The sequence below is a fragment of the Microbacterium xanthum genome (assembly GCF_034531355.1).
Taxonomy (GTDB): Bacteria; Actinomycetota; Actinomycetes; order Actinomycetales; family Microbacteriaceae; genus Microbacterium; species Microbacterium xanthum.
On record NZ_JAWHUE010000002.1, the window covers coordinates 195,516 to 221,388 of the forward strand.

The 25,873-nt window shown below is 70.5% G+C and carries 21 protein-coding genes; 11 read left to right on the forward strand and 10 right to left on the reverse strand.

The window, feature by feature from the left end; genetic code table 11:
* Positions 1 to 103 precede the first annotated feature (103 nt).
* Positions 104 to 577 carry an Lrp/AsnC family transcriptional regulator gene (locus RZO50_RS06605; protein WP_322598920.1) on the forward strand — a complete coding sequence of 158 codons (474 nt, stop codon included), beginning with the start codon at positions 104 to 106 and terminating at the stop codon, positions 575 to 577.
* A 23-nt stretch (positions 578 to 600) separates the two neighbouring features.
* On the opposite strand, the gene RZO50_RS06610 is transcribed toward RZO50_RS06605, so the two are convergent.
* The 3 genes from RZO50_RS06610 to RZO50_RS06620 form a co-directional block, all read right to left on the reverse strand.
* On the reverse strand, positions 601 to 993 hold the full coding sequence (locus RZO50_RS06610; protein ID WP_322598921.1) for an arsenate-mycothiol transferase ArsC: 393 nt from the start codon (positions 991 to 993) through the stop codon (positions 601 to 603).
* Positions 990 to 2,381: an FAD-dependent oxidoreductase gene (locus RZO50_RS06615; protein WP_322598922.1), complete on the reverse strand. Its 1,392-nt coding sequence runs from the start codon at positions 2,379 to 2,381 to the stop codon at positions 990 to 992. Before RZO50_RS06615 ends, RZO50_RS06610 begins: the two co-directional genes overlap by 4 nt.
* Positions 2,382 to 2,742: 361 nt before the next feature.
* Positions 2,743 to 3,318, reverse strand: a complete 576-nt coding sequence (locus RZO50_RS06620) for a TetR/AcrR family transcriptional regulator (RefSeq protein WP_322598923.1) — start codon at positions 3,316 to 3,318, stop codon at positions 2,743 to 2,745.
* A gap of 114 nt (positions 3,319 to 3,432) precedes the next feature.
* Between RZO50_RS06620 and RZO50_RS06625 the strand changes: the two genes are divergently transcribed.
* The 9 genes from RZO50_RS06625 to RZO50_RS06665 all read left to right on the forward strand — a co-directional run bounded on the left by RZO50_RS06625 (position 3,433) and on the right by RZO50_RS06665 (position 15,409).
* On the forward strand, positions 3,433 to 4,452 hold the full coding sequence (locus RZO50_RS06625) for an NADP-dependent oxidoreductase (RefSeq protein WP_322598924.1): 1,020 nt from the start codon (positions 3,433 to 3,435) through the stop codon (positions 4,450 to 4,452).
* Positions 4,453 to 4,527: 75 nt separating this feature from the next.
* Positions 4,528 to 5,571: a LacI family DNA-binding transcriptional regulator gene (locus RZO50_RS06630; RefSeq protein ID WP_322598925.1), complete on the forward strand. Its 1,044-nt coding sequence runs from the start codon at positions 4,528 to 4,530 to the stop codon at positions 5,569 to 5,571.
* A 45-nt stretch (positions 5,572 to 5,616) separates the two neighbouring features.
* A complete protein-coding gene (locus tag RZO50_RS06635; RefSeq protein ID WP_322598926.1) occupies positions 5,617 to 7,014 on the forward strand; it encodes a sulfatase-like hydrolase/transferase in 1,398 nt (465 codons plus the stop codon).
* A gap of 129 nt (positions 7,015 to 7,143) precedes the next feature.
* Entirely contained in the window at positions 7,144 to 8,430 is a 1,287-nt protein-coding gene (locus RZO50_RS06640; protein ID WP_322598927.1) for an ABC transporter substrate-binding protein, read from the forward strand.
* 7 nt (positions 8,431 to 8,437) lie between these two features.
* Positions 8,438 to 9,376 (forward strand): carbohydrate ABC transporter permease, encoded by a 939-nt coding sequence (locus RZO50_RS06645; protein ID WP_322598928.1) that lies wholly within the window; start codon positions 8,438 to 8,440, stop codon positions 9,374 to 9,376.
* Positions 9,366 to 10,244: a carbohydrate ABC transporter permease gene (locus RZO50_RS06650; RefSeq protein WP_322598929.1), complete on the forward strand. Its 879-nt coding sequence runs from the start codon at positions 9,366 to 9,368 to the stop codon at positions 10,242 to 10,244. The genes RZO50_RS06645 and RZO50_RS06650 overlap by 11 nt, the downstream gene beginning before the upstream one ends.
* A gap of 2 nt (positions 10,245 to 10,246) precedes the next feature.
* Entirely contained in the window at positions 10,247 to 11,878 is a 1,632-nt protein-coding gene (locus RZO50_RS06655; RefSeq protein ID WP_322598930.1) for an FAD-dependent oxidoreductase, read from the forward strand.
* Positions 11,879 to 11,942: 64 nt separating this feature from the next.
* Positions 11,943 to 14,891, forward strand: a complete 2,949-nt coding sequence (locus RZO50_RS06660) for a polysaccharide lyase family 8 super-sandwich domain-containing protein (protein WP_322598931.1) — start codon at positions 11,943 to 11,945, stop codon at positions 14,889 to 14,891.
* Between the two features lie 161 nt (positions 14,892 to 15,052).
* Entirely contained in the window at positions 15,053 to 15,409 is a 357-nt protein-coding gene (locus RZO50_RS06665) for a hypothetical protein (RefSeq protein WP_322598932.1), read from the forward strand.
* A gap of 20 nt (positions 15,410 to 15,429) precedes the next feature.
* On the opposite strand, the gene RZO50_RS06670 is transcribed toward RZO50_RS06665, so the two are convergent.
* From RZO50_RS06670 to RZO50_RS06700, 7 genes are all read right to left on the reverse strand, one after another.
* Positions 15,430 to 16,032 (reverse strand): hypothetical protein, encoded by a 603-nt coding sequence (locus tag RZO50_RS06670; RefSeq protein ID WP_322598933.1) that lies wholly within the window; start codon positions 16,030 to 16,032, stop codon positions 15,430 to 15,432.
* 52 nt (positions 16,033 to 16,084) lie between these two features.
* On the reverse strand, positions 16,085 to 19,198 hold the full coding sequence (locus tag RZO50_RS06675; RefSeq protein WP_322598934.1) for a M14 family zinc carboxypeptidase: 3,114 nt from the start codon (positions 19,196 to 19,198) through the stop codon (positions 16,085 to 16,087).
* 157 nt (positions 19,199 to 19,355) lie between these two features.
* A complete protein-coding gene (locus RZO50_RS06680) occupies positions 19,356 to 20,201 on the reverse strand; it encodes a PfkB family carbohydrate kinase (protein WP_322598935.1) in 846 nt (281 codons plus the stop codon).
* The gene (locus RZO50_RS06685; RefSeq protein WP_322598936.1) at positions 20,198 to 21,157 is read right to left on the reverse strand and encodes a nucleoside hydrolase; all 960 of its coding nucleotides are present in this window, start codon (positions 21,155 to 21,157) and stop codon (positions 20,198 to 20,200) included. The genes RZO50_RS06680 and RZO50_RS06685 overlap by 4 nt, the downstream gene beginning before the upstream one ends.
* A gap of 102 nt (positions 21,158 to 21,259) precedes the next feature.
* Positions 21,260 to 23,077: a carbohydrate-binding domain-containing protein gene (locus RZO50_RS06690; protein WP_322598937.1), complete on the reverse strand. Its 1,818-nt coding sequence runs from the start codon at positions 23,075 to 23,077 to the stop codon at positions 21,260 to 21,262.
* A gap of 52 nt (positions 23,078 to 23,129) precedes the next feature.
* Positions 23,130 to 23,954, reverse strand: coding sequence for a polyphosphate polymerase domain-containing protein (locus RZO50_RS06695; RefSeq protein WP_322598938.1), 825 nt, complete (start codon positions 23,952 to 23,954; stop codon positions 23,130 to 23,132).
* Positions 23,951 to 24,601: a DUF4956 domain-containing protein gene (locus tag RZO50_RS06700; RefSeq protein WP_322598939.1), complete on the reverse strand. Its 651-nt coding sequence runs from the start codon at positions 24,599 to 24,601 to the stop codon at positions 23,951 to 23,953. The genes RZO50_RS06695 and RZO50_RS06700 overlap by 4 nt, the downstream gene beginning before the upstream one ends.
* Before the next feature lie 336 nt (positions 24,602 to 24,937).
* Between RZO50_RS06700 and RZO50_RS06705 the strand changes: the two genes are divergently transcribed.
* The gene (locus RZO50_RS06705) at positions 24,938 to 25,741 is read left to right on the forward strand and encodes an alpha/beta fold hydrolase (protein ID WP_322598940.1); all 804 of its coding nucleotides are present in this window, start codon (positions 24,938 to 24,940) and stop codon (positions 25,739 to 25,741) included.
* Positions 25,742 to 25,873: the final 132 nt, after the last annotated feature.

Below are 25,873 nucleotides of genomic sequence, written 5' to 3' on the forward strand. Positions count from 1 at the left end.
CGCACGCCGCGTGCCGTCACGGTCACAGATTCTGCGGCGAGCTGGCAAGATCTCTCGAAGAATCATTGCTCACGAGGCGTTGGCATCGACGTATCATCGGCGTATGCGGGATTCACCGGCTCAGGCTTCGATCGACGACGTCGACGGCCGGCTGCTCGATGAGCTGCGTCGGGATGCCCGCATGCCGCTCAGTCGACTCGCCGGTGCCGTGGGGCTCGCCGCCTCGACCGTCCATGCGCGCGTGACGCGGCTGGTCGCGTCGGGTGTGATCCGACGCTTCACGATCGATGTGAACCCTGCGGCGCTCGGCTACGACACCGAGGCGCTGGTCTCGGTGCGGATCCGTCCCGGTGCGCGCGCACAGTTGACCGCCTTCGCGGAGCAGGTGGCCGACCACCCCGACGTCGCGCAGTTCTTCTATCTCGCCGGCGCCGAGGATTTCGTCATCCACTACCGTGGCCGCACCCGCCACGACCTGCGCGACTTCGTCACCGACCACCTGTCGACGCAGCCGATCGTGGCCGCCACGAGCACCAGCCTGATCTTCGAACACACCCGCGGTCCGCTGTCGGACTGACGAGGAGCCCGTCCGGCGCCGGGTCAGACGAAGCGGTCCTCGATGGCGGCGCGGATGCGGTCGCGCAGGTCACGCACCCCTTCGATGCCCCACGACTCCGGGTTGGGGAACTCCCACTCGATCAGCTCGCCGGGGACGTCGCCGGGGAGGGCGAGTCCGGGCTTCATCGTCACGACCGCGTCGGCGTTCGTGAGCAGCTCGGGGGTCACCGGCCGCGGCGCGGCCGCCGAGGTGTCGATCCCGAGTTCTCCCAGGGCCTCGGCGACCTCCGGGTTGATGGCCTCACCCGGGGCGACACCCGCCGAGGTCGCGTCGTACCGGCCGCCGGCCAGGTGATCCAACAGGTGGGCGCCGAGCTGCGAACGGCCCGCATTGTGCGTGCAGATGAACAGGACGACGGGGCGCTCGTGGCTCACGGCGCGACCTCCAAGGGATGTGCGGCGTGCTCTCGCGACCACGCCTGGGTGGCGATCTGCACGGCATCCCACGGGGAGCCGAGCGGTGGGGTGTAGGACAGGTCGAGTTCAGCGACCTGATCGACGGTGAGGCCGGCGTACAGCGCCGTGGCGAAGGTGTCGACCCGCTTGGCGGTCTCGGTGCCCAAGCGTCCGGCCAGCTGGGCGCCGAGGAGGCGGCCGGTGTCGCGGTCGCCGGTGACCCGGATGTCGATCGGCTGTGCGCCCGGGTAATACCGCTTGTGGTCGTCGGCGGACGCGGCGGTGGTCGCGGGGCGGAACCCCGCTCCCGCCGCCTCGTGGTGCCGGAGGCCCGTGCGCGCAGCCACGACGTCGAAGACCTTGACGACCTGGGTGCCCACGGAGCCGGCGAACCGGGCGGTGCCGCCGAGGGCGTTCTCCCCCGCGATCCGGCCCTGCTTGTGGGCGGTCGTGCCGAGCGGGAGGTAGGTGGTGCCGAGCAGTCGGTGGTGGGTGATGACCCCGTCCCCCGCGGCGAACACGTGGGGCAGCCCGGTGCGCATGTGCTCGTCCACGATGACTGCGCGACCGTGCCCGAGGCGGGCGCCGGCGGCTTCGAGCAAGAACGTGTTGGGGCGGACGCCGACCACGGCGAGGACGAGGTCGGCGGCGTGGGTGACGGCCCGGCAGCCTCGCTCGGCGTGGACGACCAGGCCCGAGTCGGTCTTCTCGACGCTTCGCACCGACGTGCCGGTGTGGACCTCGACGCCGTGGGTCTCGAGCTCCTCACGGACCGTGACCGCCAGCTCGGGGTCGAGCGTCGAGAGCACTTCGGGTCCGCGCTGCAGCTGCGTGACGCGCATGCCGCGTCCGCGGAATCCCTCGGCCATCTCGAGACCGACGTAGCCGGCGCCGATGATGATCGCGGAGCCCGGCGAGCGGCGTTCCAAGTCGGCGTCGAGGGCGAAGGTGTCGCCCATGGAGTGGATGACGTGGACGCCGTCGCCCGGACCGAGCGCATCGAGCCCGGCGATCCCGGCGAAGGAGGGGAGAGCGCCGGTGCCGACGACGAGTTCGTCGTAGGCGATGGTCGATTCGCCCGCGCGGTCGGTGACCGTCAGCCGCCGTTCCGCGACGTCGATGGCCGTGGCGCGGGTGTCCAGGCGCAGTCGCATGCCGGTGGCTTCGAGCTCGGCGTGGGAGCGGTGGGCGAGCGCCTGCCAGCGGCGGACGTCGCCGGAGAAGTAGTAGGGGATGCCGCAGATGGAGTAGTTCGGGTAGGCGTCCGCGACGACGACGGTCACGTCGACGTCGGGATCGAGCTCGCGGGCGCGCAACGCGGCGGAGATGCCGGCGTCGCTTCCGCCGACGGCGACGATGTGCGTCATGGGGGTCCCTTCGACCCCGCCACAGTGCGCGTCGGAGGTGAACGCGCGGCAAACGCCGCGGTCGGCTACGCGGGCATGTTCATCACGGTGAACGCGATGAGGCCCGCGGCGCCCGCGGCGATGACCAGCATCGCCCAGACGGGGAGGCCACCCACCTCTTGCCGGTACCAGGGCGTGAGGACTCGTGTGCGGTGACGTGACCGGCGTGCATGCATCCGTGTGACCCCCCAAGATCGAGTGACGGCTCGAGCGGTCCCCGCACCCCTGCATCCGCTCGGGTCCGATGCTAGCGACCGGGTGCTTCCGCGCGGAACGATCGCGTATCCGCTCGGTGGATCCTGCGGGAACCTCCGACGACCGTTCAGACCACCAGGCTGCGGGCCGTGTGGAGGAGGCGGACCGCCTCGTCCGGGGCGATGCGTGCGAGGGCGTAGGAACCGACGACCAGACCCGTCACCGTGGAGGCGGTGCGTTCGCGTTCGGCGGGGGCGTCGTGGGGGCGGCGCGCGCGGATGCCGCGATCGACGGCGTCCCGCAGTTCGGCGCGGTACGCGGTGATGACCTTCGCGAGCTCGGGATCGTGGGCCAGCGGCGAGCCGGCGGCGTTGATGAGCAGGCAGCCGTGCGCCGTGTCGCGCGTGTCGGCCCGTGTGATGGCCTGTGCGAGTCCCGCGAGATAGTCGGCGAGCGCGGCCGCCGGCACCGGCTCGTGCTGCAGCGGGCGCAGGCGGGGGCGGACGATCTCGTCGAGGTAGCTCTGCACGGCGGCGTCGAACAGGCCGCGCTTCGATCCGAACGCGTGGTACAGGCTCGAGCGGCCGAGTCCGGTCGCGCGCTCGAGGTCGGGGACCGCGGCCGACTCGAAGCCTTCGCGCCAGAACACCCCGCGCGCGGCGCGCACGACCGCCTCGCGCTCGAAGGACGCCGTTCTGCCCATGAGTCCGCGCTCCCTCCGCAGGATTTTCTGAACTGTCCGTTCCACTATATTGTGGAACGCTCATCCCAGAAAAACCGATGCGCGCGATCCGCGCATCCCGAGGAGGACACCCGCATGGCCGACTTCCGCAGCACGCAGATCCGTCTCGCCGCCCGCCCGACCGGCTGGCCGACCCACGACGACTTCGAGACCGTCGAGGTGGTCCACCCGGACCTGGAGCCGGGGCAGGTGCGAGTCCGGAACGCCTTCGTGTCGGTCGATCCGTACATGCGAGGGCGCATGAGCGACGCGCGCAGCTACGTCGCGCCCTACGAGATCGGCCAGACGATCGCGGGCGGGGCCGTCGGTCGCGTCGTCGAGTCGACCGTGTCCGAGGTTCCGGTCGGGGCGACCGTGCTGCATCAGCACGGGTGGAGCGACGCCGTGCAGGCCGACGCGTCGACCTTCCGCGTCGTTCCGGAGACCCCGGGGCTGCCGCTGTCGCTGCGTCTGCACATCCTCGGGATGACGGGTCTCACCGCCTATGTCGGCCTCACCGCCATCGCGGGTGTGAAGGAGGGCGACACCGTCTTCGTCTCGGGGGCGGCCGGCGCGGTCGGCACCGCCGTCGGACAGGTCGCGAAGCTGCTCGGTGCCGGCCGGGTGATCGGGTCGGCCGGATCTGCCGAGAAGGTCGCGCTGCTGACGGAGAAGTACGGCTATGACGCCGCGTTCGACTACAAGCAGGGAGATGTGCGCGCCCAGCTCGCCGACGCGGCTCCCGCGGGCATCGACGTGTTCTTCGACAACGTCGGCGGCGACCACCTCGAAGCCGCCCTCGCCGCGTTCAACGACGGCGGCCGCGCGGCGCTGTGCGGTGCCATTTCGGTGTACAACTCCACCGAGCGCACGCCGGGGCCCGACAACATGTCGAACATCATCACGCGGTCTCTGACGCTCCAGGGGTTCACCCTGGGGTCGTGGCTGCACCTGGCTCCGGAGTTCCAGGAGAAGATGAGCGGCTGGTTCGCCGACGGCCGAATCGCCTACGACGAGACCGTCTACGACGGCATCGACCGTACCGTCGACGCCTTCCTCGACATGATGCGCGGCGCCAACACGGGCAAGATGCTCGTGCGGGTGGGCGAGGTGTGAGCATCGTGCCGGCGCGCGTCGCCTGACGGGAACGCTCCCACTCGATCGGTCGGCCTGGGTCTACCATCGAGGGTCATGGGGGCTGAACAACGGCGTCAGGCGACGCTCCAGGACATCGCCGATATCGTCGGCATGAGCCGCATGTCGGTCTCGCGCATCCTCAACGGAAAGCAGAAGCCCCCGGCCGATGTGGCGGAGCGCATCCAGGCGGCGGTGGTCGAGACCGGCTACCGGATGAACCGCGCCGCGAGCGCGCTGCGTCAGGGAACCGTTCTGCCGACCATCGGGATGGTCGTCGACCATCTCGCAGACCCGCTGTTCGCCACGGTGGCCGAAGCGGCGCAGGGGGTGGCGACCGAGCGCGGCGCCGTGCTGGTGATCACGAGCGGGGACTCGGGGCCGGGGAGCGAAAGCGACCTCGTCGAAGCGCTGCTGGCCCGGAACGTCGACGGGCTGCTGCTGTATCCGAGCGCCGAGGGCAGTGGGCCGGATCCGAGGGGGCCCGCCGTGGATCGGCCGATGGTGCTCCTCGGTCGATCATCCGGCCGGGACGACGTCGACGTCGTGCTGGCGGACAATGTCGCGGGCGGGAAGATGGCCACCGAGCATCTCCTCGCGCACGGCCACCGCCGCATCGGCGTGATCGCCTACGGCGGTTCGGCGACCGTCGATGACGCCCGTGCCACGTCGGACACCCTGTCCGGACGCCTGGCCGGGCACCGCTCCGCGCTCGCCGCGGCCGGGGTGGAACTCGATCCGACCCTCATCGTCGCCGGAGGCTCGTCGGCGACGAGTGCGGCCGAGGCCATGGCGCGATTGCTCACGCTCCCCGACCCTCCGACGGCGGTGTTCGCGACGAACAACCGGATGACGGTCGGGGCGATTCGCGCGCTCGGCTCGCGGCTGCGCGGACTGGCTCTGGTGGGGATCGACGATTTCGAGCTGGCCGAGGTGTTCGACCCCGCGATCACCGTTGTGACGCAGGATCCGGCGGAGATGGGGCGCCGCGCGGCGGAGATGCTGTTCGAGCGGCTGGACGGCCTCTCGGCTGCGCCGCGGCGGGTCGTGAATCCGATGACGCTCGTCGCCCGTGGGTCCGGCGAGGTGCTCGCGCGCTGACGCCCGGGCTTGACCGGCCGGTTCCGGGGGCTTATGTTGGCCGGGATGGTATCGATAACGAGTGGTCGCGACGAGGCGGCGAAGCAGCCCCATGTGGTGCTGATCTTCATGGACGACATGACCCATTGGGCGCTCACGAGCGAGCGGTGCCGCACGCCGAATCTGGACCGGCTCGCCGCCCGCGGGACGGTCTTCACCCACGCGTTCAACCAGGGGTCGCAGATGCAGCCGGTGTGCCTGCCGGCCCGTCAGATGCTCTTGACCGGAATGAGCCTCTTCCGGGCGAGCGAGAGTTTCCTGGCGGCGCAGCGACTCGGCCGCACGCTCGGGGACGCGGGCTACCGCACGTTCTTCACGGGCAAGTGGCACAACGAGGAAGAGGCGCTCGCAGCCGACTACGACCAGGTCGGCCCCTGGGCGGGGGCGATGCTGCACTCCGGCGAGATCGGAGGCGAGGCGTACGAGCGTCCCGCTCCGGGCAACACGTGGGACCCGGCCGACACGACGCGGGGAGGCCACTGGATGCCGACCGCCGACGGCGGGGTGCAGCACTCGAGCGAACGCTGGACGGATGCGGCGCTGGGGTTCCTCGATGAGCGCGCGGCCGCGGATGCCCACGAGCAGAGCCCGTTCTTCCTCCACATCGCGTACCACGCGCCGCACGACCCGCGGCAGACCCATCGTCGATTCCTGGACATGTACGACGAGGACGAGGTCTTCGTGCCGCCCAATGCCTGGCCGGAGCATCCCTTCGACAACGGCGAACTCGAGGTGCGTGACGAGACGCTCACGCCGCGCCCGCGCACGCCCGAGATGATCCGAGTGCACCGCCGCGAGTACCTGGCGATCCTCTCCCATGTGGACGAGCAGATCGGCCGGATCCTCGACCGTCTCGAGGAGATGGGCGTCGCCGAGGACACCCTCGTGGTGTTCTCCGGGGATCACGGCCTCGCCCTCGGTGAGCACGGTCTGATGGGCAAGCAGAACCCCTACGACCACTCGATCCGCGTGCCGCTGCTGTTCGCCGGACCCGGGGTCCGCTCCGGTCGACGACTGGACGAGCTGGTGTACCAGAGCAGCATCTACGCCACGATCGCCGAGCTGGTCGGGGTTGCCGCCCCGCCCGGCGTGGAGATGGCGAGCCTCGCCGACGCCGTCGCGGGGCGGCCGCACGAAGAGCGCGCCGTGGTCTTCGGCGCGTATCGGCACGTGCAGCGGCTGGTGCGCACGAAACGCCACAAGTTCGTCGACTACCCGCAGCACGGACGCGAGCAGCTCTTCGATCTCGACGCGGACCCGTGGGAGATGACGAATCTCGCCGCCGACCCCGCGTGTGCCGGACTTCGCGACGATCTCCGGGCGGTGCTGCAGGCACTGCAGATGCAGCTCGAGGATCCGCTCGCGGGTGCCCCGGTGTCGACCTCGCGAGCGGTCGCCACCTGACCGTCCGGACGGTCGGCGACACGCCGGGTGGCGTTGACATGCGCGCAGCGGCACCCTAAGCTCGTTATCGATAACGCGCAGGGTGGTCACCCACCACCGACGTCAGTTCATCACTACAAAGGAGTATCCATGAAATCTGGCCGTGTCCTGCCTCTCGCGGCGCTCGCATCCTGCGCGGCTCTCACCCTCGCCGGCTGTTCGGGAGGGTCGGGCGACGCTGCTCCCGACGAGCCCGTCGACCTCACCATGACCGTCTGGTCGACCAACGAGGACCACCTGGCGCTGTTCGACGAGATCGCCGCGGAGTACATCGAGGAGAACCCGGAACTGGTCGGCTCGGTGACCTTCGAATCCACCCCCGCGGCGGACTACACCGCCGCCCTGCGCACCCGCATCGCGGGCGGACAGGTGCCCGACCTAGCGTGGATCCTCGAGGCCAACGGACCGGAATTCGTCGAGAGCGGTGCCCTCTACGACCTCGCCCCCACCCTGGAAGGCGACGCGGACTACGACTTCGACGACGTCCTCGATGCACCGCTGGACCTGTGGCGAAGCGATGAGGGGCTCTACGCCTACCCGTTCTCCAACAGCCCGCTGGCGGTCTTCGTGAACACCGACATCGTGGCCGAAGCCGGACAGCCGCTTCCCTCCGAACTGGTCGCCGATGACGCCTGGGACTGGGAGGCGGCCCGCGGACTCGCCACCGCCGTGGCGGCCGACGGCGAGGTCGACGGCATGATCATGCGCGACTTCGACTACCAGAACTGGAACCGCCTCACCGCGATCTGGGCGAGCTGGGGTGCCTCGCCGTGGTCCGAGGACGGCACCGAGTGCACCTTCGACTCGCCCGAGATGGTCGAGGCGATGGAGTGGATCCACGACGCGATCTTCGTCGACGGGGCCCTTCCCGCCCCGGGGACCTCGGCCGACTTCTTCGCGGGGGAGTCCGCGATGACCGTCACCCAGATCAGCCGCGCCGGTGCGCTGGACGGCTCGTTCGACTTCGAGGTCGTGCCGCTGCCGTCCGGTCCGGAAGGGCAGGTCGACGTGATCGGTCAGGCCGGTATCGGTGTCATGGCGGCGGGTGCGCACCCGGAGATCTCGGCGGACTTCCTGGCGTTCTTCACCAACCCGGAGAACGCGGCCAAGCTCGGCCAGTTCTTCCCGGCGCCGCGCGAGTCCGCCCTGAACGCCGAAGTCCTCGCCGCGTCGAACCCGCTTCTCACCCAGGAGCAGCTGGAGACCGTCGTCATCGACGCCGTGGACGGCGCCCAGACCCTGCCCGCCCACGCCAACGCCGGTGAGGTCATCGAGAAGGCACGCGTCGTGCTCGACGACCTGTGGGTGGCGGACGCAGACGTTCCCGCGGTGCTCTCCGACGTGTGCGAGAGCATCCAGCCCCTCCTCGGAAGCTGACCGCATCTTGGCATCTCCCACCACAGCCGCGGGGCCGCGTCGTGCGCGGCGCCGCCCCGCGGCGGCCCCCCTGGCCCGCAGACAAGATCAGATCGCCGCGTACATCCTTGTGGCCCCGCAGCTGCTGGGGGCGCTGATCCTCGTGATCATCCCCCTCCTGGCGGTGTTCTGGTTCAGCCTCAACGACTGGAACGTCCTCTCCGGGCAGTTCCGCTTCGTGGGGCTGGACAACTACGTCCGGCTGACCACCGACGACGCGTTCGTGGACTCGCTGATCGCCAGCGCCCAGTTCTCCATCGGCCTGGTGCTGTTCAACATCTCGCTGGCACTCCTGCTGGCGGTCCTGCTGAACCAGAAGCTGCCGGGGATCATCATCTTCCGGACCGCCTTCTTCGCTCCCGTCGTCGTCTCGCTCGTGGCGTGGTCGATCGTCTGGGGTTTCCTGCTCCAGGCCGACGGCGGCGTGAACGCCCTGCTCGAGATCGTCGGCATCCAGGGACCCAACTGGCTGCGCGAGCCCACCACGAGCATGATCGCCCTCATCGTCGTGCAGACCTTCAAAGGCGTCGGCATCAACATGGTGCTCTTCCTCGCGGCGCTGCAGGGCGTCCCGGCAGAGCTCAAGGAGGCCGCCCAGATCGACGGCGCGCGGCCGCCGCGGATCTTCTTCTCCATCACGCTGCCGCTGATCAGCCCGACCATCCTGCTCGTGTCGATCATCACCGTCATCGGGTCGCTGGAGGTCTTCGCCCTCGTCGACGTGATGACCGGCGGCGGCCCCGGCAACTCGACCACCGTGTTGGCGTTCTACCTGTACCAGCAGGCGTTCGAATTCAGCAGCTTCGGCTACGCGAGTGTGCTCGGCGTCGTCATGTTCGTGCTCATCCTGCTGCTGACCTTCGTGCAGTGGCAGAGCCGCAAGAAGTGGGTGTTCGATGAAGTCTGATCGCAACAAGGCGACCGCGCGCCGCGCATCGGCGTGGACGCCGTGGCGCACCCGTATCGCGCTCTACGCGCTGCTGATCGTCATGGTGCTGCCGTTCGTGATGCCGCTGTGGTGGCTCGTGTCGGCGAGCTTCAAGCCGGCGAGCGAGATCTTCCGCAATCCACCCTCGGTCTTCCCCGAGAACCCCACCATCGAGGGGTACGTGCAGGCGTTCACGCTGGCCCCGCTGGCGCAGCAGTACGGGAACAGCCTCTACATCGCCGCGCTCGTGACCATCGGGACGGTGCTGGTCAGCGCGTGCGCCGGATACGCTTTCGCGCGCATCCGCTTCCGCGGCGCGAATGTGCTCTTCTTCATCATCCTGGCCGGTCTGATGATCCCGGCCGAGGTGACCATCGTGCCGCTGTTCCGCATGGCCAGCGAGGTCGGGATGCTCGACACGCACTGGCCGCTCATCCTCATCCCGGTCTTCGGTGGGCCGAGCGTGCTGTGCACGTTCATCATGCGCCAGTTCTTCCTGGGGTTGCCGACGGAACTGGAAGAGGCCGCGCGTCTGGACGGGCTGGGCGTGTTCGGCACCCTCCGCCGCGTCGCGTTCCCGCTGGCCGGGCCGGCGATCGCCTCGGTGGCGATCCTCAGCTTCCTCAAGAGCTGGAACCTCTACCTCGAGCCGCTGGTGTTCCTGAAGAGTCAGGACCTGTTCACGCTGCCGCTCGCCCTCACCCAGTACGACGACGGATACCAGAACGTGCTCTGGACCGCTCAGCTGGCCGCGACCACGACCGCCGTCGTGCCGCTGCTGATCGTCTTCCTCTTCGCCCAGCGACACTTCGTCGAAGGGCTCGCACGCACCGGAATGAAAGGCTAGGAATGCCACGCACCACACCCCGGGAACGCCGGACCGACGCGCTCGTCGTCGGAGGAGGACTCGGCGGCATCTCGGCCGCCCTGACCATGCTCCGCAACGGCATGAACGTCGTGATGACCGAATCGACGCGGTGGATCGGCGGGCAGCTGACCAGCCAGCTGGTACCGCTGGACGATCATCGACGCGTGGAGAGCATCGGGGCGTCCGCCACGTATCGCGAGCTGCGGCGCGGCATCCGCGACTACTACCGGACCTGGTTCCCGCTGAACGCGGCGGCCGCCGGTCACGACACGCTGAACCCGGGAGCGGCCTGGGTGAGTCCCCTCAGCCACGACCCGCGCGTCGGGCTGAGCGTGCTGGAAGCCCTGCTCATGCCGTTCCAGGCGTCCGGTCAGCTCACGATCCTCACCGAGACCGAGCCGGTGTCGGCGCAGGTCGCCGGCGACGTCGTCGAGGCGGTCACGTTCCGGCTGATCGGAGACGACGACCCGATCACGGTCACCGCCCCGTGGGTGGTCGACGCGACCGAGCTCGGCGATCTGCTCGACCTCGCCGATATCGAGCATGTCACCGGCCGGGAGTCGAAAGAGATGACCGGTGAGCCCGACGCGGCCGACATCGCCGACCCGCTCGATATGCAGAGCGTGACGTGGTGTTTCGCGATGGATCACCGCGAGGGTGAGGATCACACGATCGACCGCCCCGCGGACTACGACTTCTACCGCACGTGGGAACCGCCGGCCTGGGGCGGCAACCGCATCCTGAGCTTCAACCGGCCGCCCGCCAACGACGGTCGTCCGCGCGGCTGCAAGCTGGTCGTGAACGATGACGACGATCCCTTCGCGATCGACACCGACCACCGCAACATGCCCCCGACGGTGGAGCTGTGGACGTACCGGCGCATCTCTGCCCGTCAGCACTTCCAGCCGGGCACCTTCGACAGCGACGTCACGATCGTCAACTGGCACATGAACGACTACACGCGCGGTCCGATCTTCGGTGTGCCGGACGCGGCGGACCACCTGCGCGGAGCCCGTCAGCTGAGCCTGTCGGTGCTGTACTGGCTGCAGACCGAAGCCCCGCGTCCCGATGGCGGGACCGGATGGCCGGGACTGCGGCTGCGGCCCGATGTGGCAGGCACCCGCGACGGGCTCGCGATGGCGCCCTACATCCGCGAGTCGCGCCGCATCCAGGCGCGGAAGACCATCGTGCAGCAGGAGATCTCCCTCGAGATCCGCGGCGAGGACGCCGGTGCGGAGCCGTTCGCCGACTCCGTGGGCGTCGGCCACTACTTCTGGATCGACCAGCACGCCGGTACCGCCGGGCGCAAGGGCAAGGGCGGGCGACCGCATCCGTTCCAGATCCCGCTCGGAGCACTCATCCCGGTGCGGATGCGCAACGTCCTGCCGGCGTGCAAGAACATCGGCACGACCCACATCACCAACGGCAGCTATCGCCTGCACCCGGTGGAGTGGTCGATCGGCGAGGCGGCGGGAACGCTCATCGCCCTGTGCGCGCGCGACGGCCGAGAGCCCCACGAGGTCTACGAGAGCGAAGCGCTCACCGGCGAGCTGCAGGCGCAGCTGCGTGCGGCCGGCGTGCCGCTGGAGTGGCCCGCCGGGATGCGCTGGTGACCTGACGGTCGCCGCCGATCCGGTGCGGTGACCATCGCAACGACGCGATGAAAGGAAGAAACGCATGACCATGCCCCTGTTCCTCCGCCTCCGCCGCACCGCGGCGGTGCTGGTGGCGTTCGCCCTCGCGGGTGCGCTGCTGCTGGCACCGTCGCCGCCGGCGCACGCCGCCGATGAGTTCGCGCAGCTGCGCGAGACCTGGCGGGCGTTGCTGGTGGGTCCTCGCGACCTCGACGCGTCGATCCCGGCCGTGGCCGAGAAGATCGCCGCGAACGACGAGGTCGCCCGCGAGTGGTACGCCCAGATGGACACGTCGCCGGACCGCACCTTCGTGTGGCCGGATCTCGTGGCCGCCGAGGTCGAGGACGACCGCAGCCGCTCGGCCCAGATCACCACGCACTACACGCGGCTTCTCGAGATGACCACGGCGTACGCCACCAACGGGTCGTCACTGGCCGGCGACACCGCGTACCGCGATGCCCTCCTCGGCGCGCTGGACTGGGTCGAGGAGAACCTCTACAACACCACCGTGGAGAAGTACGGCAACTGGTGGGACTGGGAGATCGGGGCGCCGCTGCGGCTGAACGAGATCACGGTCATGCTCTACGACGAGCTCACCGCCGATCAGGTCGGCGCGTACATGGCCGCGGTCGACCGATTCTCGCCCGAGGTGAAGAACACCGGCGCCAACCGCATCTGGAAGGCCCACGCGGTCGCCGGCCACGGCATCCTCACCGGCACGCCGGAGAAGCTCATGAACGCCCGCGACGGCCTGAGCGACGTGCTCGCCTACGCCGAGACCGGTGACGGCTTCCACCGTGATGGATCCTTCATCCAGCACCAGGCGTACGCGTACGCCGGAGGATACGGGGTGCAGCTGATCCTCGCGCTGTCGGACCTGCTGGTGCTGCTGCAGAACTCCAGCTGGCCGGTCACCGACCCGAACATCGAGAACATCGTGCCCTGGGTGGAGGACACCTTCGATCCGATGATCTACCGCGGTGCGGTCATGGATGCCTTCCGCGGGCGAAACATCGCGCGGGAGTACACCGAGGACCACGTCAGCGGTCATCAGGCGATCGCGGCGATCCTGCGTCTGTCCGGGTCGGTGGACGACGAGGCTGCCGCGTCCTTCCGCAGCGCCGCCAAGCAGTGGATTCTCAGCGACACGTATCGGGACTTCGTCGAGCACGCCTCCATCTCGAGCATCGCCGAGGCGACGGCCCTCCTCGCCGACGAGAGCGTGCCGGAGCGCGAGGAGGTGCTGGCGACCTACCAGTTCCCGCGCACCGACCGTGCCGTGCACAAGCGCGAGGGTTGGGCGATGGCGCTCAGCATGTACTCGGAGCGGATCAAGAGCTACGAGTCGATCAACGGCGAGCACCTGCACGGGTGGCACACCGCCGACGGCATGGTCTCCCTGTACACGTCCGACCTGGATCAGTACTCCGAGGGCTACTGGGCCACCGTCGATCCGTACCGCCTGCCGGGCACGACCGTGGACACGCGGGAACGCGAGGACCGCTCCGGCACCGGCAAACTCTCGCCCGCCTCCTGGGTGGGGGGGACCGCGGTCGGCGGTGAGTTCGGCGCGACCGGCATGCACCTGTTCGGGTGGGAGTCCTCGCTCGAGGCGCGCAAGTCGTGGTTCATGCTCGACGAGGAGGTCGTCGCGCTCGGCGCGGACATCTCCGCGAGCGACGGCCGTGCGATCGAGACGATCGTGGAGAACCGGAAGCTCAGCGACGCGGGCGATGACGCGATCACGATCGACGGCGAGGCCATGCCGACGACCGCGGACTGGTCCGACACCCTCGAGGGTGTGCAGACGGTCCACGTCGCGACCGGGGAGGACGCCGACGGTGGTGTGGGCTACTACTTCCCCGAAGAGGTCACCCTGAACGCCGCGCGCGATCTGCGCGAGGGGTCGTGGGTCGACATCAACGACCGGCCGGTCACGCCCACCGACGTCCTCGATGACACCTACGGCACCTTCTGGCTCGACCACGGCGTCGATCCCGACCGGGCCGACTACGCCTACGTGATGCTGCCCGCGTCGACGCAGGACGAGGTCGCCGCCTACGCGGCGGACAGCGGGGTCGAGATCCTCGCCAACACCGCGCAGGTGCAGGCGGTCGAGGATTCCGGGCTCGGACTCGTCGCCGCGAACGTCTGGACCGATGAGCCGACCGAGGTCGGGCCGCTCACGGTCACCGGGCAGAGTTCGGTGATGGTGTGGGACTCGCCGGAGGGGCTGCGGCTGTCGGTGTCCGACCCCACGCACGCCGAGGACGGCGTCGTCACCGTCGAACTCGATCGGGCCTCCGCCGGGCTGGTGTCGGCGGCCGAGGGGATGCGCGTGACGCAGCTGAGCCCGACGATCCAGGTCGAGGTGGATGTCGCGGGCAGCCGCGGGGCCACCTTCGAGGCCCTCTTCGGTGCGCCGCCCGCGCCGGGCACGCTCTCGAGCACGAGCGGCCACAGTGGGCTGCGCGACGGGAACCACTCCGTCTCGTGGAACCTGTGGTGGGGCTCGAACGCCTCCGAGGTGACGATCTACGAGAACGGCGAGCCCGTCCACACGGAGCGCCTCACCGTCGACGGCAACGCCTCGCAGACGGTCTCGGTCGACCTGACGGGCCGGGTCAACGGCACCTATGAATACACCGCGGAGGTCGTGAACGGCCAGGGGAGCGCGCATCCGAAGCCTCTCACCGTGAAGGTGACCGACGCCGAACCGGGGACACCGAAGCTCTCGAGCGACAACTGGGACAAAGACGGTGCGTACACCGTCACCGCCGACATGTGGTGGGGGACGAACGCGACCTCGTGGCGACTTCTGGAGGACGGCGTCGAGATCGCAACGGGCGATCTGGCTGCCGCCACCCCCGCGGCCCAGCGGGTGCGCGTACCGGTCGAGGGTCGTACCGCCGGAACGTACGCGTACGTGATGGAGTTCACCAACCACGCCGGAACGACCTCCAGCAAGACCCACAAGGTCACGGTGAGGTAGCGACGATGCGTCGCGGCCCCGGACCGATTCGGTCCGGGGCCTTTCCGTCGTCGCATCAGGCCCGGAGGGTCTCCGCATGGCCGCGCCGAGCCCCGCTAATGCATCCGAGCCTCGGGTGCAAGCGGTCCCCGGAATCGGTCGGCATGCGTCAGAGTCGGATCATGAGAAGCGTCACCTATGCCGGACAGAGCATCCTGACCGCTGACGACGTCGCCGAGGCGATGGTGGCTCTCTCGGTGGCGTTGAGCAACGAGCGACGCACCGAGGCGGTGACCGTCCCGATCTGCACGTCGGAGGGGGCCGTCACCACCGCGGACCTGGTCATTGGCGCGGGCAACGAGGTGATTTCGGTTCCCGTCGAGTGGCTCGGCGAGGAACCCGACTTCGGCGACGCCGCCGAGCAGCTGCGCGCGCATGTGCTGTACCCGGCGTCGCCGATCGTCGCCGTCGAAGACACCTCCGAGCGCGGGGCGCCCGAATGGGCCGGCGACCTCGACCTCGACATCGATCAGGGCTGAGCCCGGGAGGGACCCCTCGATCAGGGCAGCTCCCGCACGACGGTCACCGAAGCGCTCTGCTTCGCTCCCGACGGCGAGACCGCGGTGAGGGTGTAGAGGCGCTCGGGGTATCGACACTCGTAGACGGCGTCGGCATAGCCGTCGACGTCGGCGGGGACCTCGGCGAACGGCTGTGCAGCGGCGTCGGAGGTGTCGATTCCGAACCACACCCGCTCCGCGCCGTCGATCGACCAGGCGAAGCTCAGATCGGCGGATGCCGCGCGATCGTCCTCACACATGACCGTCGCGGGTGCGGCGAAGGTGCGGACGACCGGGTGGTCGTCGGCCGGATGCCCGGCGTCTGACTCCGCCGGTGCCGCCGCGGACGTGGTGGAATCCGTTTCACCACCCGGGCGTTCCGGCTCGGGCGTGCCCGGCGCGGCTGCGCCGCTCGATGTGGCGGGCGACGGCGTCGCGGAGAAGGCGGACGGGTCGGTGGATGACCGTGCGTCAGCCGTCGTGGCGGTGGTGACGGCCCACACCCCGAGTGCCGCACCCGCGGCCAGGAGAGCGCCGCCCACGAGGTACGGGCGGCGACGCGCGGGGGCGGGTGCGGGACCCTCGGGGGTGGGTTCGTCGTTCACGGCGGTTCCTTCCGAGGGGGAGGGACGGGCTCACCCATCCCTCCCCCTCGTCTCAGAGGTGTGCGCGGGCGCGGGCCCGAGCGATCACGGTGACACCGGCTCCGACGAGCATCAAGGCCAGCGCGCCGGCCCACAGCGCACCCGTGTCACCGCCGCCGGTGGTCGGGAGAGACCCGCCTGCCGGCTGGGGCGTCGCGGTCGGCTCGGCGTCCTCCGTCGGCTCCGGCGTCGGCTCGGCGTCGTCGGTCGGCTCCGGCGTCGGCTCCGTCGGTGTGGGCGTGGGTGTGGGTGTCGGCGCAGCGAGTACCTGCACCTCGTCCCAGCCGATCAGGACCCCGGCGTCGTCCAGTACCGCGAGACGGTACGCGTCGGGGACGACATCGGCGGGAACGGTCACGGTGAAGGCGGTCCCGTCGACCACGGCCCCGCCCAGCGCCGCCACGTCGCCGGCCACCGCGGCCAGACGAAGGGTCATCGATCCCGGGGCTGTCGCGGCGGGGAACAGGTAGGCGCTGACGAGCGCGCCGTCGCGGTCCGATCCGACGCCGATCGTCGCATCCTCGCCCGCGGTGATCTCGTCCGGAGCGTCCACGACGCCCCGTGCCTCGGGCGTGAGGTCCTCGGCGGTGACCGGCGGAGTGAGGGCACTGTCGGAGGCCGTTGCCCAGAAGACCGCGCGGGCGATGTCGCTGAAGGCGCCGACCGGGTGGTTCCGGAACGTCGGCGTCGTGCCGAACAGGAACACCCGGTTGCCGGTCGAGGTCACGGTCGACACCTCCGATGCCTGCCCCGCGGCGTCGGCCTGGGATCGGCCGGTCGAGGCCGGCCAGTGCCCGGAGACGAACGGATCGGCGGCGTACGAGCGTTCGACGGTGATGTCGTCGCCCAGGCCCGTGAACCACACCGCCGGATAGGCGAAGGCGGTGTCGACCGGGTGGTCGGCGAGCACCCCGCCCGCTGCGGTCTCGATCGACACGATGCCGTTCGACCCGCCGGTACCCGACACCGTCGACAGGGACGCCAGGCCGAACGACGCCGCGAAGGACGCTGCGGACGTGCCGCGTCCGACCACCGGCTTGCCCGCGTCCAGGTAAGCCTGGACGACAGCGCGACCGGCGGCTTGCGACCCGTTGAAGTTCAGCCCGCTGCCCACCCACAGCAGATCGACGTCGTCGAGGGTGACGGCGCCCGACGTGAGCGTGGCGCTGGTGACGGCGACCATGTCGGTGAAGCCGAGCTTGGTCAGGGCATCCCGGTCATCGGTGTTGTTGACGTACGCGACCGTCACCGGCTCGAGGCCGACCGCGTCGCCGGTGCGCAGGGCGACCCCGTCGTCGGCGCGGAAGTGCACGCCGTACAGGTCGGCCGCGGCCGCGGCCGCGGCATCCACCTCCGCGGAGCGCCGCATCAGGACGGTGCCGTCGGGCAGCTGGGAGAGGGTGACTCCCTCGGCCAGCAGCTCGTTGATCACCTGATAGTCGGCCACCCCGGCCGTGTCGAACGCGAGGTACGCGGCGGATGTGTCCACGGATCCCGACAGGGCGACGGAGGTCACGTGCTCGACGGCCGTCGTCGGGGCGGCATCGCCGGTCTTCCCGACCGCGTCCACGTCGGCACCCCACAGGAGCGAGAGGCTCCAGGCCGACACGTCGTACATGTCGGGGACCCGCTCGCTGATGTCGGTGCCGTCCGAGAGGAGGACGTTGGCGAGTCCTCGCACGGGCTGGTGCATGTCGACGTAGTACGAACCGGTCGGGTAGACGGTGTCGCCGACGGTGAGCGGCGCGGTGAGGCGATCGACCTCGACGCCGTGGACCAGCAGCTGGCGCACGAGGGTCACGGCGTCGGAGTCGGAGCGCTGCCCGTCACCCTGCGGGATCACGTAGGCGCGGGGGTAATCGGCGACGTAGATGTCGGTCTCGTCCCAGATGGCGGTCCACTCCGTGGGCATGCCCACGGGGAGGTCCTCAGGCGCGACGTCCGACGGGATCTCGACGCTCGGAGCGCCGGTCAGACCACGCTCGAAGATCTCGATCTGGTTGGACAGCAGCGCCTCGCCGTGCTCTTGGACGTAGTCCGACACGGTGTCGATGACGACCTCGGCGACCTCGATGTTGATCGCGGCGCGTGCGGGCTGGTCACCGCTGCGCCCGAGCGGAAGCTCCACGGTATTGGTGATCGCGCCCTGGTAGGCGACGTACTGCGGCATGAAGATCGGCGGCCAGTCATCCCAGCCGGCGCGGATGTCGCGGTAGGGGATGCGGATGCCGCCGGCCGAGGTCAGCGGGTTGCCTTCGATCGCGGCATCGACGACGCGCTCCTCGATCTCCAGCGCCGTCGCATACGCGTGGGGGAGGAACAGGTCGTATTCGTAGTTCTCGCCGTGGGGCGGACCGCAGGGTTCGACCTGCAGGATGTTGGTGTACCCGTGCAGGTCGATGAAGTAGGTGGGCTGCAGGACGGCGGACAGATCGCGGATGATCGCCGCTTCGGCGGTGGCGCCGGTGATCGCGTCGCGGTTCGCGTCGTACCCGTTCGCGGTGGCGCGTTGGCCGAGGGCGCGACCGTCGGGGTTGTTGGTGACGGTGAAGTACAGCCGGTGCGTGTCGATGAGGTCGACGATCTCGGGGTCGGTGCTGGTGGCGAGGTCCTCGATGTAGTTGAGGGTCGCGTCGGTGCCCTCCCACTCATTGCCGTGGATGTTGGCGTTGAACCACAGCGGGATCTTGTACTCGGCGAGGAGGTCCTCGTCGGCGGCGGCCGCCGCCGGGTCGTACTTCACCGTTCGGCGCCACTCGGTCTGCTGTGCGGTCTCGGCCGCGGTCTCGGGCGAGGTGACGGTGACGAGGTAGATGTCCTTGCCGAGCTCGGACGTGCCGATGACCTGCGTGGACACGCGGTCGCCGAGGTCCATGAAGCCGTTCAGGGTCGGGGCGATCTCGTCGTAGGGCATCACGCCGCGGGCGATCGAGGCATCGGTCGGGTCGTCCGGGAAGACCCGCAGCTCCGGCTGGTACGGGTACGCGGTGGGCATGTCGCCGATGACGGCGGGGCGCACGATGGGGAGCGCGGGCTCCTCGACGGCGGCCACGGCGGGCGTCGCGGCGAGCGGTGCGACAAGCAACGCGGAGCCGACGAGGCCGAGCAGGACGGGTCTTCTGTGCACGAAGGCACACTCCTTCGGGTGTTCGGTGAAGCACAACGGGAAGCGACGCGCACCCGCGTCGCGCCGTCCGGCTCCTGACACACTCCGGCTCGGTGATCGTCACGCTAAGCGGACGATGTTTCCAACCTGTGACGCGGCTATGTCCGACGGTGGCGTCTCACCTCAAGGCGCCGCCTCCGTCCGCACGCCACTGCTGCGCGCCTCGGCGGAGGCATGCGGCGGTGGCGGCGTCGACCGCGTGCTGCAGGGCCTCGCCCCGGCTCAGACCGCGGACGAGCGCTGCGGCGAGGGTGCCCGCGAAGGCGTCTCCCGCGCCGGCGGTGTCGATCGGCGTGATCGGCTGCGGGGTCGCGGTGTGCGATCCCCAGCGTGCCCCCTCGCCACCGAGCGTCGTGCACACCCGGTCGTCGGCGACGTCCTCGCCGAGCTGACGACGCTCGTGCTCGTTGACGATCACGACGTGCGCCTGCGCCAGAACGTCGGAGAGGTCGTCGCGCCACGGCGACGGGTTGACCACGAGTGTCGCGCCTGTCGCGCGGGCCCGCTCCGCCGCCGCGCGCACAACCTCTGCGGGGATTTCGAACTGAACGAGAACCACATCCGCGGCCGTCCACTCCTCAGCCGCGACACGTGCGGACGGGACCCGGCCGTTGGCCCCCTCGGTGACGACGATGACGTTCTCCCCCGCGGCATCGACGATGACCGTCGCGGCGCCGGTGGGGGAGTCCGGCAGGCGCGTCACCGCCGAGGTGTCCACGCCCGCCGCGGCGAGATGGCGCAGATAGCGCTCGCCGTCGGCCCCGACCGCCGCGACGATGCGCGTGGAGGCGCCGGCGGCCGCGGCGGCCGCCGCCTGGTTCCCGCCCTTGCCGCCGGGCATGAACGCACCGCCGCGGCTGGGGACCGTTTCGCCGGGGGAGGGGATGCGTTCGACCTCGAGCACGGTGTCGAGGTTCAGGGATCCGACGACCACGACGCGGCCTGCGCCGCCGGCGCCGGTCACGACAGCGTCCCGACGAAGAGGTCTCGGCAGCGGGCGACGTCGACGGCGGCGACGACCCCGACGGACGCGGGGGTCCCGGCGGTCCCGACCGGCGACCGGCGCAGGTCCACGATCGTCTGCCCCCGCGTCCGGCCGGGAGCGAGCGCCACATCGACCGGCGCGTCCACGACGGTGAGGATGGTCGGATCGATGACCGCGCAGACGGTTCCGGCATCGCCGAGCGGGGCGTGGCCGCCGGGGACGCGTCCCTCTTCGCCGCGTCCCGCGGTGAGGTAGCCGAGCAGCGCGGCGGCCAGGTGGGCGGCCGGCTGGGAAGAGGCGACCAGAGCGTCGATGGCGTCTTGGTCGCACGTGGCGGCGTAGAAGGGCTCCAGCCCGTACATCAGGGTGGGGACGCCGCTGTCGAGCACGACGGCGGCCGCTTCCGGGTCCGCCCAGACGTTGAATTCGGCCACGGCGGTGATGTTCCCCGTGCCGATCGCGCCGCCCATGAAGACGATCCGCGCGATCTTCTCGCGTGACGACGGGTACATCCGCAGGAGCAGGGCGATGTTCGTCAGGGGGGCGAGGGCGATGATCGTGAGCGGCTCGGATGATTCCTCGAGCGTCTGGCGCAACAGCTCGACCGCGTGCACGGCGACGGGTGCCCGCCCGTGCGCCGGCAGGGTGATGTCGCCGAGGCCGTTCGCGCCGTGGATGTGGCTGGCATCACGGGGCCTCCCGACGAGTGGGCCTTCCGCACCCGCGCCCACGGGGACATCCGCCCGTCCCGCGATCGCGAGGACTCCGAGCGTGTTGTCGACGACCTGCGCGAGGGAGACGTTTCCGGCCGCGCACGTCACCGCCTTGAGGTCGAGGGCGGGGTGGGTGGCGGCCAGCAGAAGGGCGAGGGCGTCGTCGACGCCGGTATCGACGTCGAGGACCACCGGGACAGGCGGAGGGTGGGGGGAGTTCACCCCTCCAGCATGGCGTGTCCCGCCGAGTCGTGCGCCACGGAAAGGGGCCTGCGCAGTCCGGAGGGGGACGGGAGAGCGCAGGCCCCGTGGGGAGGGGGAGGATCAGGGGCGCTGGCCGCCGGGGCCGCCGCCCTGTCCGCCGGGCGCTCCGCCACCGGCACCTCCGGCGCCCTGGGTCGAGGTGATCTCCCCCGCCGTCGCCGTGGCGACCGTCTGGCCGTCCGAGGTGAGGGAGTACGTCGATCCCGTGGCCACACTCGGGGTGGATACGGTGATGCTCGTCGAGCCGTCCGCGGTGAAGGATCCGATCTCGGTCCCGTCCGCGCCGGTGACGGTGAGCGACGTGCCGTCGGCGACGCCGGAGGTGTCGAACTGCACGGCCGACTGCGCCGAGAGGTCGAGGTCGGTCGTGAGTCCGCCGAGGGCGATGAGCACGCCGCCGTCGATCGAGACGGTGCCGTCGGCATCCACCGCGCCGTCGCCGCCTCCGTACGGTCCCGAGGTGATGACGGTGCCGCCGGTCTGGGTCCAGTCGCCGTTGATGTCGATGCCGTCACCGGCGCCGTCGTTCGCGGTGCCCGCACCGCCGCCGTCGACCACGAGGGTGCCGCCGGACACGATGAACTGCGCGGTGAGGTCGCCCGAGTTGGGCTCGGACGCGCCGCCGCCGGAGACCGCGGCGTTCACGCCGTCCTCGCTGGCGGTGATGTCGCTGCTGCCCCCGCTGATCGTGATGATCTCGGCCTCGAGTCCCTCGTAGGAGGTCGTGACCGTGACGGCGCCGCCGGAGACCTGCAGCTCCTGATCGGCGTGGACACCGTCGTCTCCGGACGCGACGGTGACCTCGGCCCCGGCCAGGTGGAGGTAGGCGTCGGCGTGCACGCCGTCGTCGGAGGCGTCGACGTCGATCGTGCCGCCCTCGAGGACCGCGACGACGCCCGCCACGATGCCCTTGGCGCCGCTGTCGGCCACGGCGTCCGCGGCGCCCCCGCCGGCGACGATCGACACGGTGCCGCCCGTGGTGACGACGTCGGTGAAGGCGTCGATCCCGTCGTCGCCCGCCGTGATGTCGACCGTGCCGCCCTCGATGAGGACGTAGCCGCGCTCGGTCTCCTCCTCGTTGTCGGCCTTGAGCCCGTCGCCGCCGGCGGTGACCGAGATGTCTCCGTCGCGCACGACGAGGTAGTCCTTTCCGCGGATGCCGTCGTCGACGGCGTCGACGGTGATGGTGCCGGACTGGATGACGAGTCCGTCGCTCGAGGCGATGCCGTCGTTGCCGTTCCCGGTCACCGTGAGCGATCCCGAACCGGTGATGGTCAGGTCTGCGGCGCTGGAGAGGGCGGCGTTCGCGTCGGCGTCGTCGGCGTAGCTCGATGCGTCGCTGAGGAAGTTGTCGGACCCTTCGGCGAGGATCACGAGGGCTTCGTCGGCCGCCTGCACATCGATCGCGGCGCCGGCGTCGGTGGCGATGTCGACGCCGTCGAGGACGAGGCGAACCTGCCCGTCGGCATCCGAGGAGACGACCACCTGGCCCGAGTACTCGCCGGAGAGGACGTAGGTTCCGGGGTCGGAGATGACGACGGTGCCGTCTTCGTCGGTCGCGCCGTCGCCCGAGACGGAGGCCGTGGTGCCCGACAGGGCGATCGTGGTCGCCTCGCTGAGGTCGTACTCGTCGTCGTCATCCTTGTCGTGCGTGTCCTGATTGCCCGAGAGGACGTCGGCGGCGGTCACATCGGCGGTATCGATGTTCGCGACGGTCACGACCGTGTCATCGGACTCCTCGGTGACGGAGGCGACGGTGTCGTCCGAGACGGAGGAGGCGACCTCGGTCGCGGTGCAGCCGGCGACGACGAGGGTGAGGGCGAGGGCGGGCGCGGCGGCCGGCCAGAGGCGGCGGGGACGGCGGGTGCGGATGGTCATGTCGGTGTCCTTTCGGGGGGCCACATCGTGTGTGGGGTGTCGGCCGCGGGGGTCAGGCGGCCACGGAGGGGGTGTCGGAGGTGGGGCGGTGGCCGTCGGTGACCATCGCCCCGGAGAAGTGCCGGGTCAGAACCCGGTGCCAGGGGTTGGCGGGAAGGTCGGGGCGGAGCGCGGCCATGCCCGTGCCGTACTTCGAGATGCGGGCGGGCCGGTGGCCCTGGCGCCACAGTGCCCGGTCGAGTGCACCGGCCCGCTGCCCGGATTTCGTTTCGACGATCACGGATGCCGGCAGCTGGAGGACGGTGCCCTCCGCGGCGACCCACGTCAGGTTGGTGTCGATGGTCGCTCGGGAGGCGTCGCCGCCGGCGGCGGCCGGCAGGAGCACGGTCGCCCGGCGGTAGCGGGTCACGAGGGTCGGGCGGAGGGTGTCGGCGAGGTGCGCCGCGTGGGGGATGCCCGCTTCCGACAGCAGATCGGTCGCGTACGCGACGGCCTCGTCGTCCAGAGCGTCGCCGGCGACCGGGACCCGCTCCTTGACGGTCGCCGCGCGGGCGCCCCGCGTCTTCACCTCGAGGAAGGAGCCTCCCGAGTCCACGTAGGTGCGGGCACGCACCTTGAACCGACGGCGACGCTTGCGGACCGCCCCGAAGTAGCTGTCGAGCTGCGGGGTGTCGAAATACTGCGACGCGTAGCGGAGCGAACTCTCACCGTCGATCTGAAGCACCTCGCTGCCGGCGGGGAGTGCCAGCAGGACGGCCGGCAGGTCGCGGCGGGGCAGGATGTACTTGCGGTCGACCCGGGTCTGCAGCTCCGCCTGAGCGTTGAGCTCGTCCAGCCCGATGGTGCGCAAGCGGTCCAGGGGGGTGAGGGCGTTCATCGTGTCACCTGCCAGGTGTGGGCGACGGTGTCGGGGGCGCTGTCGCGGTCGGCCGCGGTGGCGGGACCGGACGGTCCGCGCGTGGTGCGACGACGTGCGGAGCGGCGGGGAAGGGTGTACCGGACGTTCACGGTGGTGGTGTCCGAGACGAGGTCGAGGTTGCGGACCGTGACGCGCTGCACGGTGGTGCCGAGGGTCTCCTCGACCGCGGTGCGTGCGTCCTCCTCGTCGGGATAGGCCCGGTCGAGGATGAGGGTCTGCTCGCGTGAGCGCCGCAGCACGGCCGGGCTGTCGACGATCGCGATCACGCCGACGATCAGGATCGACAGGCCCGCCGCGGTCCACGTCGCGGTGCCGGAGAGACCCGCGATCAGGCCGAGAGCCAGCGCGGCGAGGTAGTAGGCGATCTCGCTCTGCTCGATCTCGCGCGAGCGCAGCCGGATGATGGAGAGCACACCGAACAGGCCCAGGCCGAGACCGGCGCTGACCGTGGTGTCGGCGAGCACCATCGACACGGCGAGGACACCCACGTTGACGCCGACGAAGGCGATCGCGAGGTCGCGCCGTCGGTGTCTCGGGTAGTAGACGGCGAACGCCAAGACGGCGATCGCGACGAGGTCGAGGGCGATGATGCTGAGCAGGTCCATGGTCTTCTTCTCCTGACGGATGGTGTCGGGAGTACCAAGACAACGGCGCACCGCTATGCGACAGCTATGACAGGCCTCGGACCAGGTTACGAATCGGTAACGGGCGGAGTGTGTGCGTCGGCGGCGGCGTGCCCGTACGTCGACCCCACGCCGGGACCCCGGACTCGCCGCCCCCGGGCTTAGGGTTTCCCCCGGAGGCGCGCATCCGATCCGAGTGCCACACTCGTCTCACCAGACGACGCACCGGGCACATACTGGGGGAGCCCGGGATGCGGCCGGCGGGATCCGTCGCTTGTCCCGCCGGCGTCTGGGCCCCGGCATCCGATCGGCGGGAGAATGGATGCCGTGCCCGCACCGACATCGCTGACCGACGTCCCCGAGCCGACCTTCGTCATGTCCGAGGACGGGTTTCGCCTCGCGACCTACTCGTGGGGCGAGGAGGCCCAGCCGACCGTTCTGCTCGTGCACGGCTTCGCCTCGAGCACACGCGACAACTGGGTCAGTACCGGATGGGTGCGCGACCTCACGCGAGCCGGGTACCGCGTCCTCGCCCTGGACCAGCGCGGCCACGGGGCGAGCGACAAGCCCCACGACGCGCGCGAGTACGCACTGAGCGCCCTCGCGCGCGATGTCGAGACCGTGCTGGAGACCTACCTCGTCGACACCGCCTCCTACGTCGGGTACTCCCTCGGTGCCCGCGTCGGGTGGGAGGTCGCGCGGCATCTCGGCGCACGGATCGAGCGGGTCGTCCTCGGCGGTGTCCCCGACGGTGTGCCGCTGAGCAAGCTCGACCTCGCCCAGGCGCGGGCGTACGTGCGAGAGGGCGCGGCGGTGACCGACGCGCAGACCCAGCAGTACATCCGCCTCATCGAGCGCGTCGGCGGCAACGACCTCGAGGCGCTCCTGGCGATCGCCGAGGGGCTGCGGGCCTCCGGCGCCGCCGACCCCGACCCGGCGATGGCCCCCACCCAGCCCGTTCTCATCGCGACGGGTTCGCGCGACGCCATCCTCGAGGGGTCCAAAGCGCTCGCCGACGCCTGCCCCGCCGGCCGGTTCGTCGAGATCCCCGACCGCCATCACTTCAACGCCCCCGGCTCCCGCGACTTCCGCGGCGCGGCCCGGGCGTTCCTCGCCGGCTGAGGGCCCCGCTCTCGTCGAACGGGCCCTTTCTCGCCGAGCCGGCCCTTTGCGCGGCGACGTAAAGGGGTCGTTCGGCGAGAAAGGGCCGGCTCGCGGGCGAGGGCCGGCTCGCGGGCGAGGGTCGGCGCGGGC

Excerpts from the sequence above, each read along its gene's own strand:
- RZO50_RS06665 (WP_322598932.1), top strand. The coding sequence starts at position 15,053 with ATGAGAAGCGTCACCTATGCCGGACAGAGCATCCTGACCGCTGACGAC.
- RZO50_RS06620 (WP_322598923.1), bottom strand. The coding sequence starts at position 3,318 with ATGGGCAGAACGGCGTCCTTCGAGCGCGAGGCGGTCGTGCGCGCCGCG.
- RZO50_RS06700 (WP_322598939.1), bottom strand. The coding sequence starts at position 24,601 with ATGGACCTGCTCAGCATCATCGCCCTCGACCTCGTCGCGATCGCCGTC.
- RZO50_RS06630 (WP_322598925.1), top strand. The coding sequence starts at position 4,528 with ATGGGGGCTGAACAACGGCGTCAGGCGACGCTCCAGGACATCGCCGAT.
- RZO50_RS06660 (WP_322598931.1), top strand. The coding sequence starts at position 11,943 with ATGACCATGCCCCTGTTCCTCCGCCTCCGCCGCACCGCGGCGGTGCTG.
- RZO50_RS06615 (WP_322598922.1), bottom strand. The coding sequence starts at position 2,381 with ATGACGCACATCGTCGCCGTCGGCGGAAGCGACGCCGGCATCTCCGCC.
- RZO50_RS06625 (WP_322598924.1), top strand. The coding sequence starts at position 3,433 with ATGGCCGACTTCCGCAGCACGCAGATCCGTCTCGCCGCCCGCCCGACC.
- RZO50_RS06655 (WP_322598930.1), top strand. The coding sequence starts at position 10,247 with ATGCCACGCACCACACCCCGGGAACGCCGGACCGACGCGCTCGTCGTC.
- RZO50_RS06705 (WP_322598940.1), top strand. The coding sequence starts at position 24,938 with ATGGATGCCGTGCCCGCACCGACATCGCTGACCGACGTCCCCGAGCCG.
- RZO50_RS06635 (WP_322598926.1), top strand. The coding sequence starts at position 5,617 with ATGGTATCGATAACGAGTGGTCGCGACGAGGCGGCGAAGCAGCCCCAT.
- RZO50_RS06650 (WP_322598929.1), top strand. The coding sequence starts at position 9,366 with ATGAAGTCTGATCGCAACAAGGCGACCGCGCGCCGCGCATCGGCGTGG.
- RZO50_RS06690 (WP_322598937.1), bottom strand. The coding sequence starts at position 23,077 with ATGACCATCCGCACCCGCCGTCCCCGCCGCCTCTGGCCGGCCGCCGCG.
- RZO50_RS06640 (WP_322598927.1), top strand. The coding sequence starts at position 7,144 with ATGAAATCTGGCCGTGTCCTGCCTCTCGCGGCGCTCGCATCCTGCGCG.
- RZO50_RS06605 (WP_322598920.1), top strand. The coding sequence starts at position 104 with ATGCGGGATTCACCGGCTCAGGCTTCGATCGACGACGTCGACGGCCGG.
- RZO50_RS06695 (WP_322598938.1), bottom strand. The coding sequence starts at position 23,954 with ATGAACGCCCTCACCCCCCTGGACCGCTTGCGCACCATCGGGCTGGAC.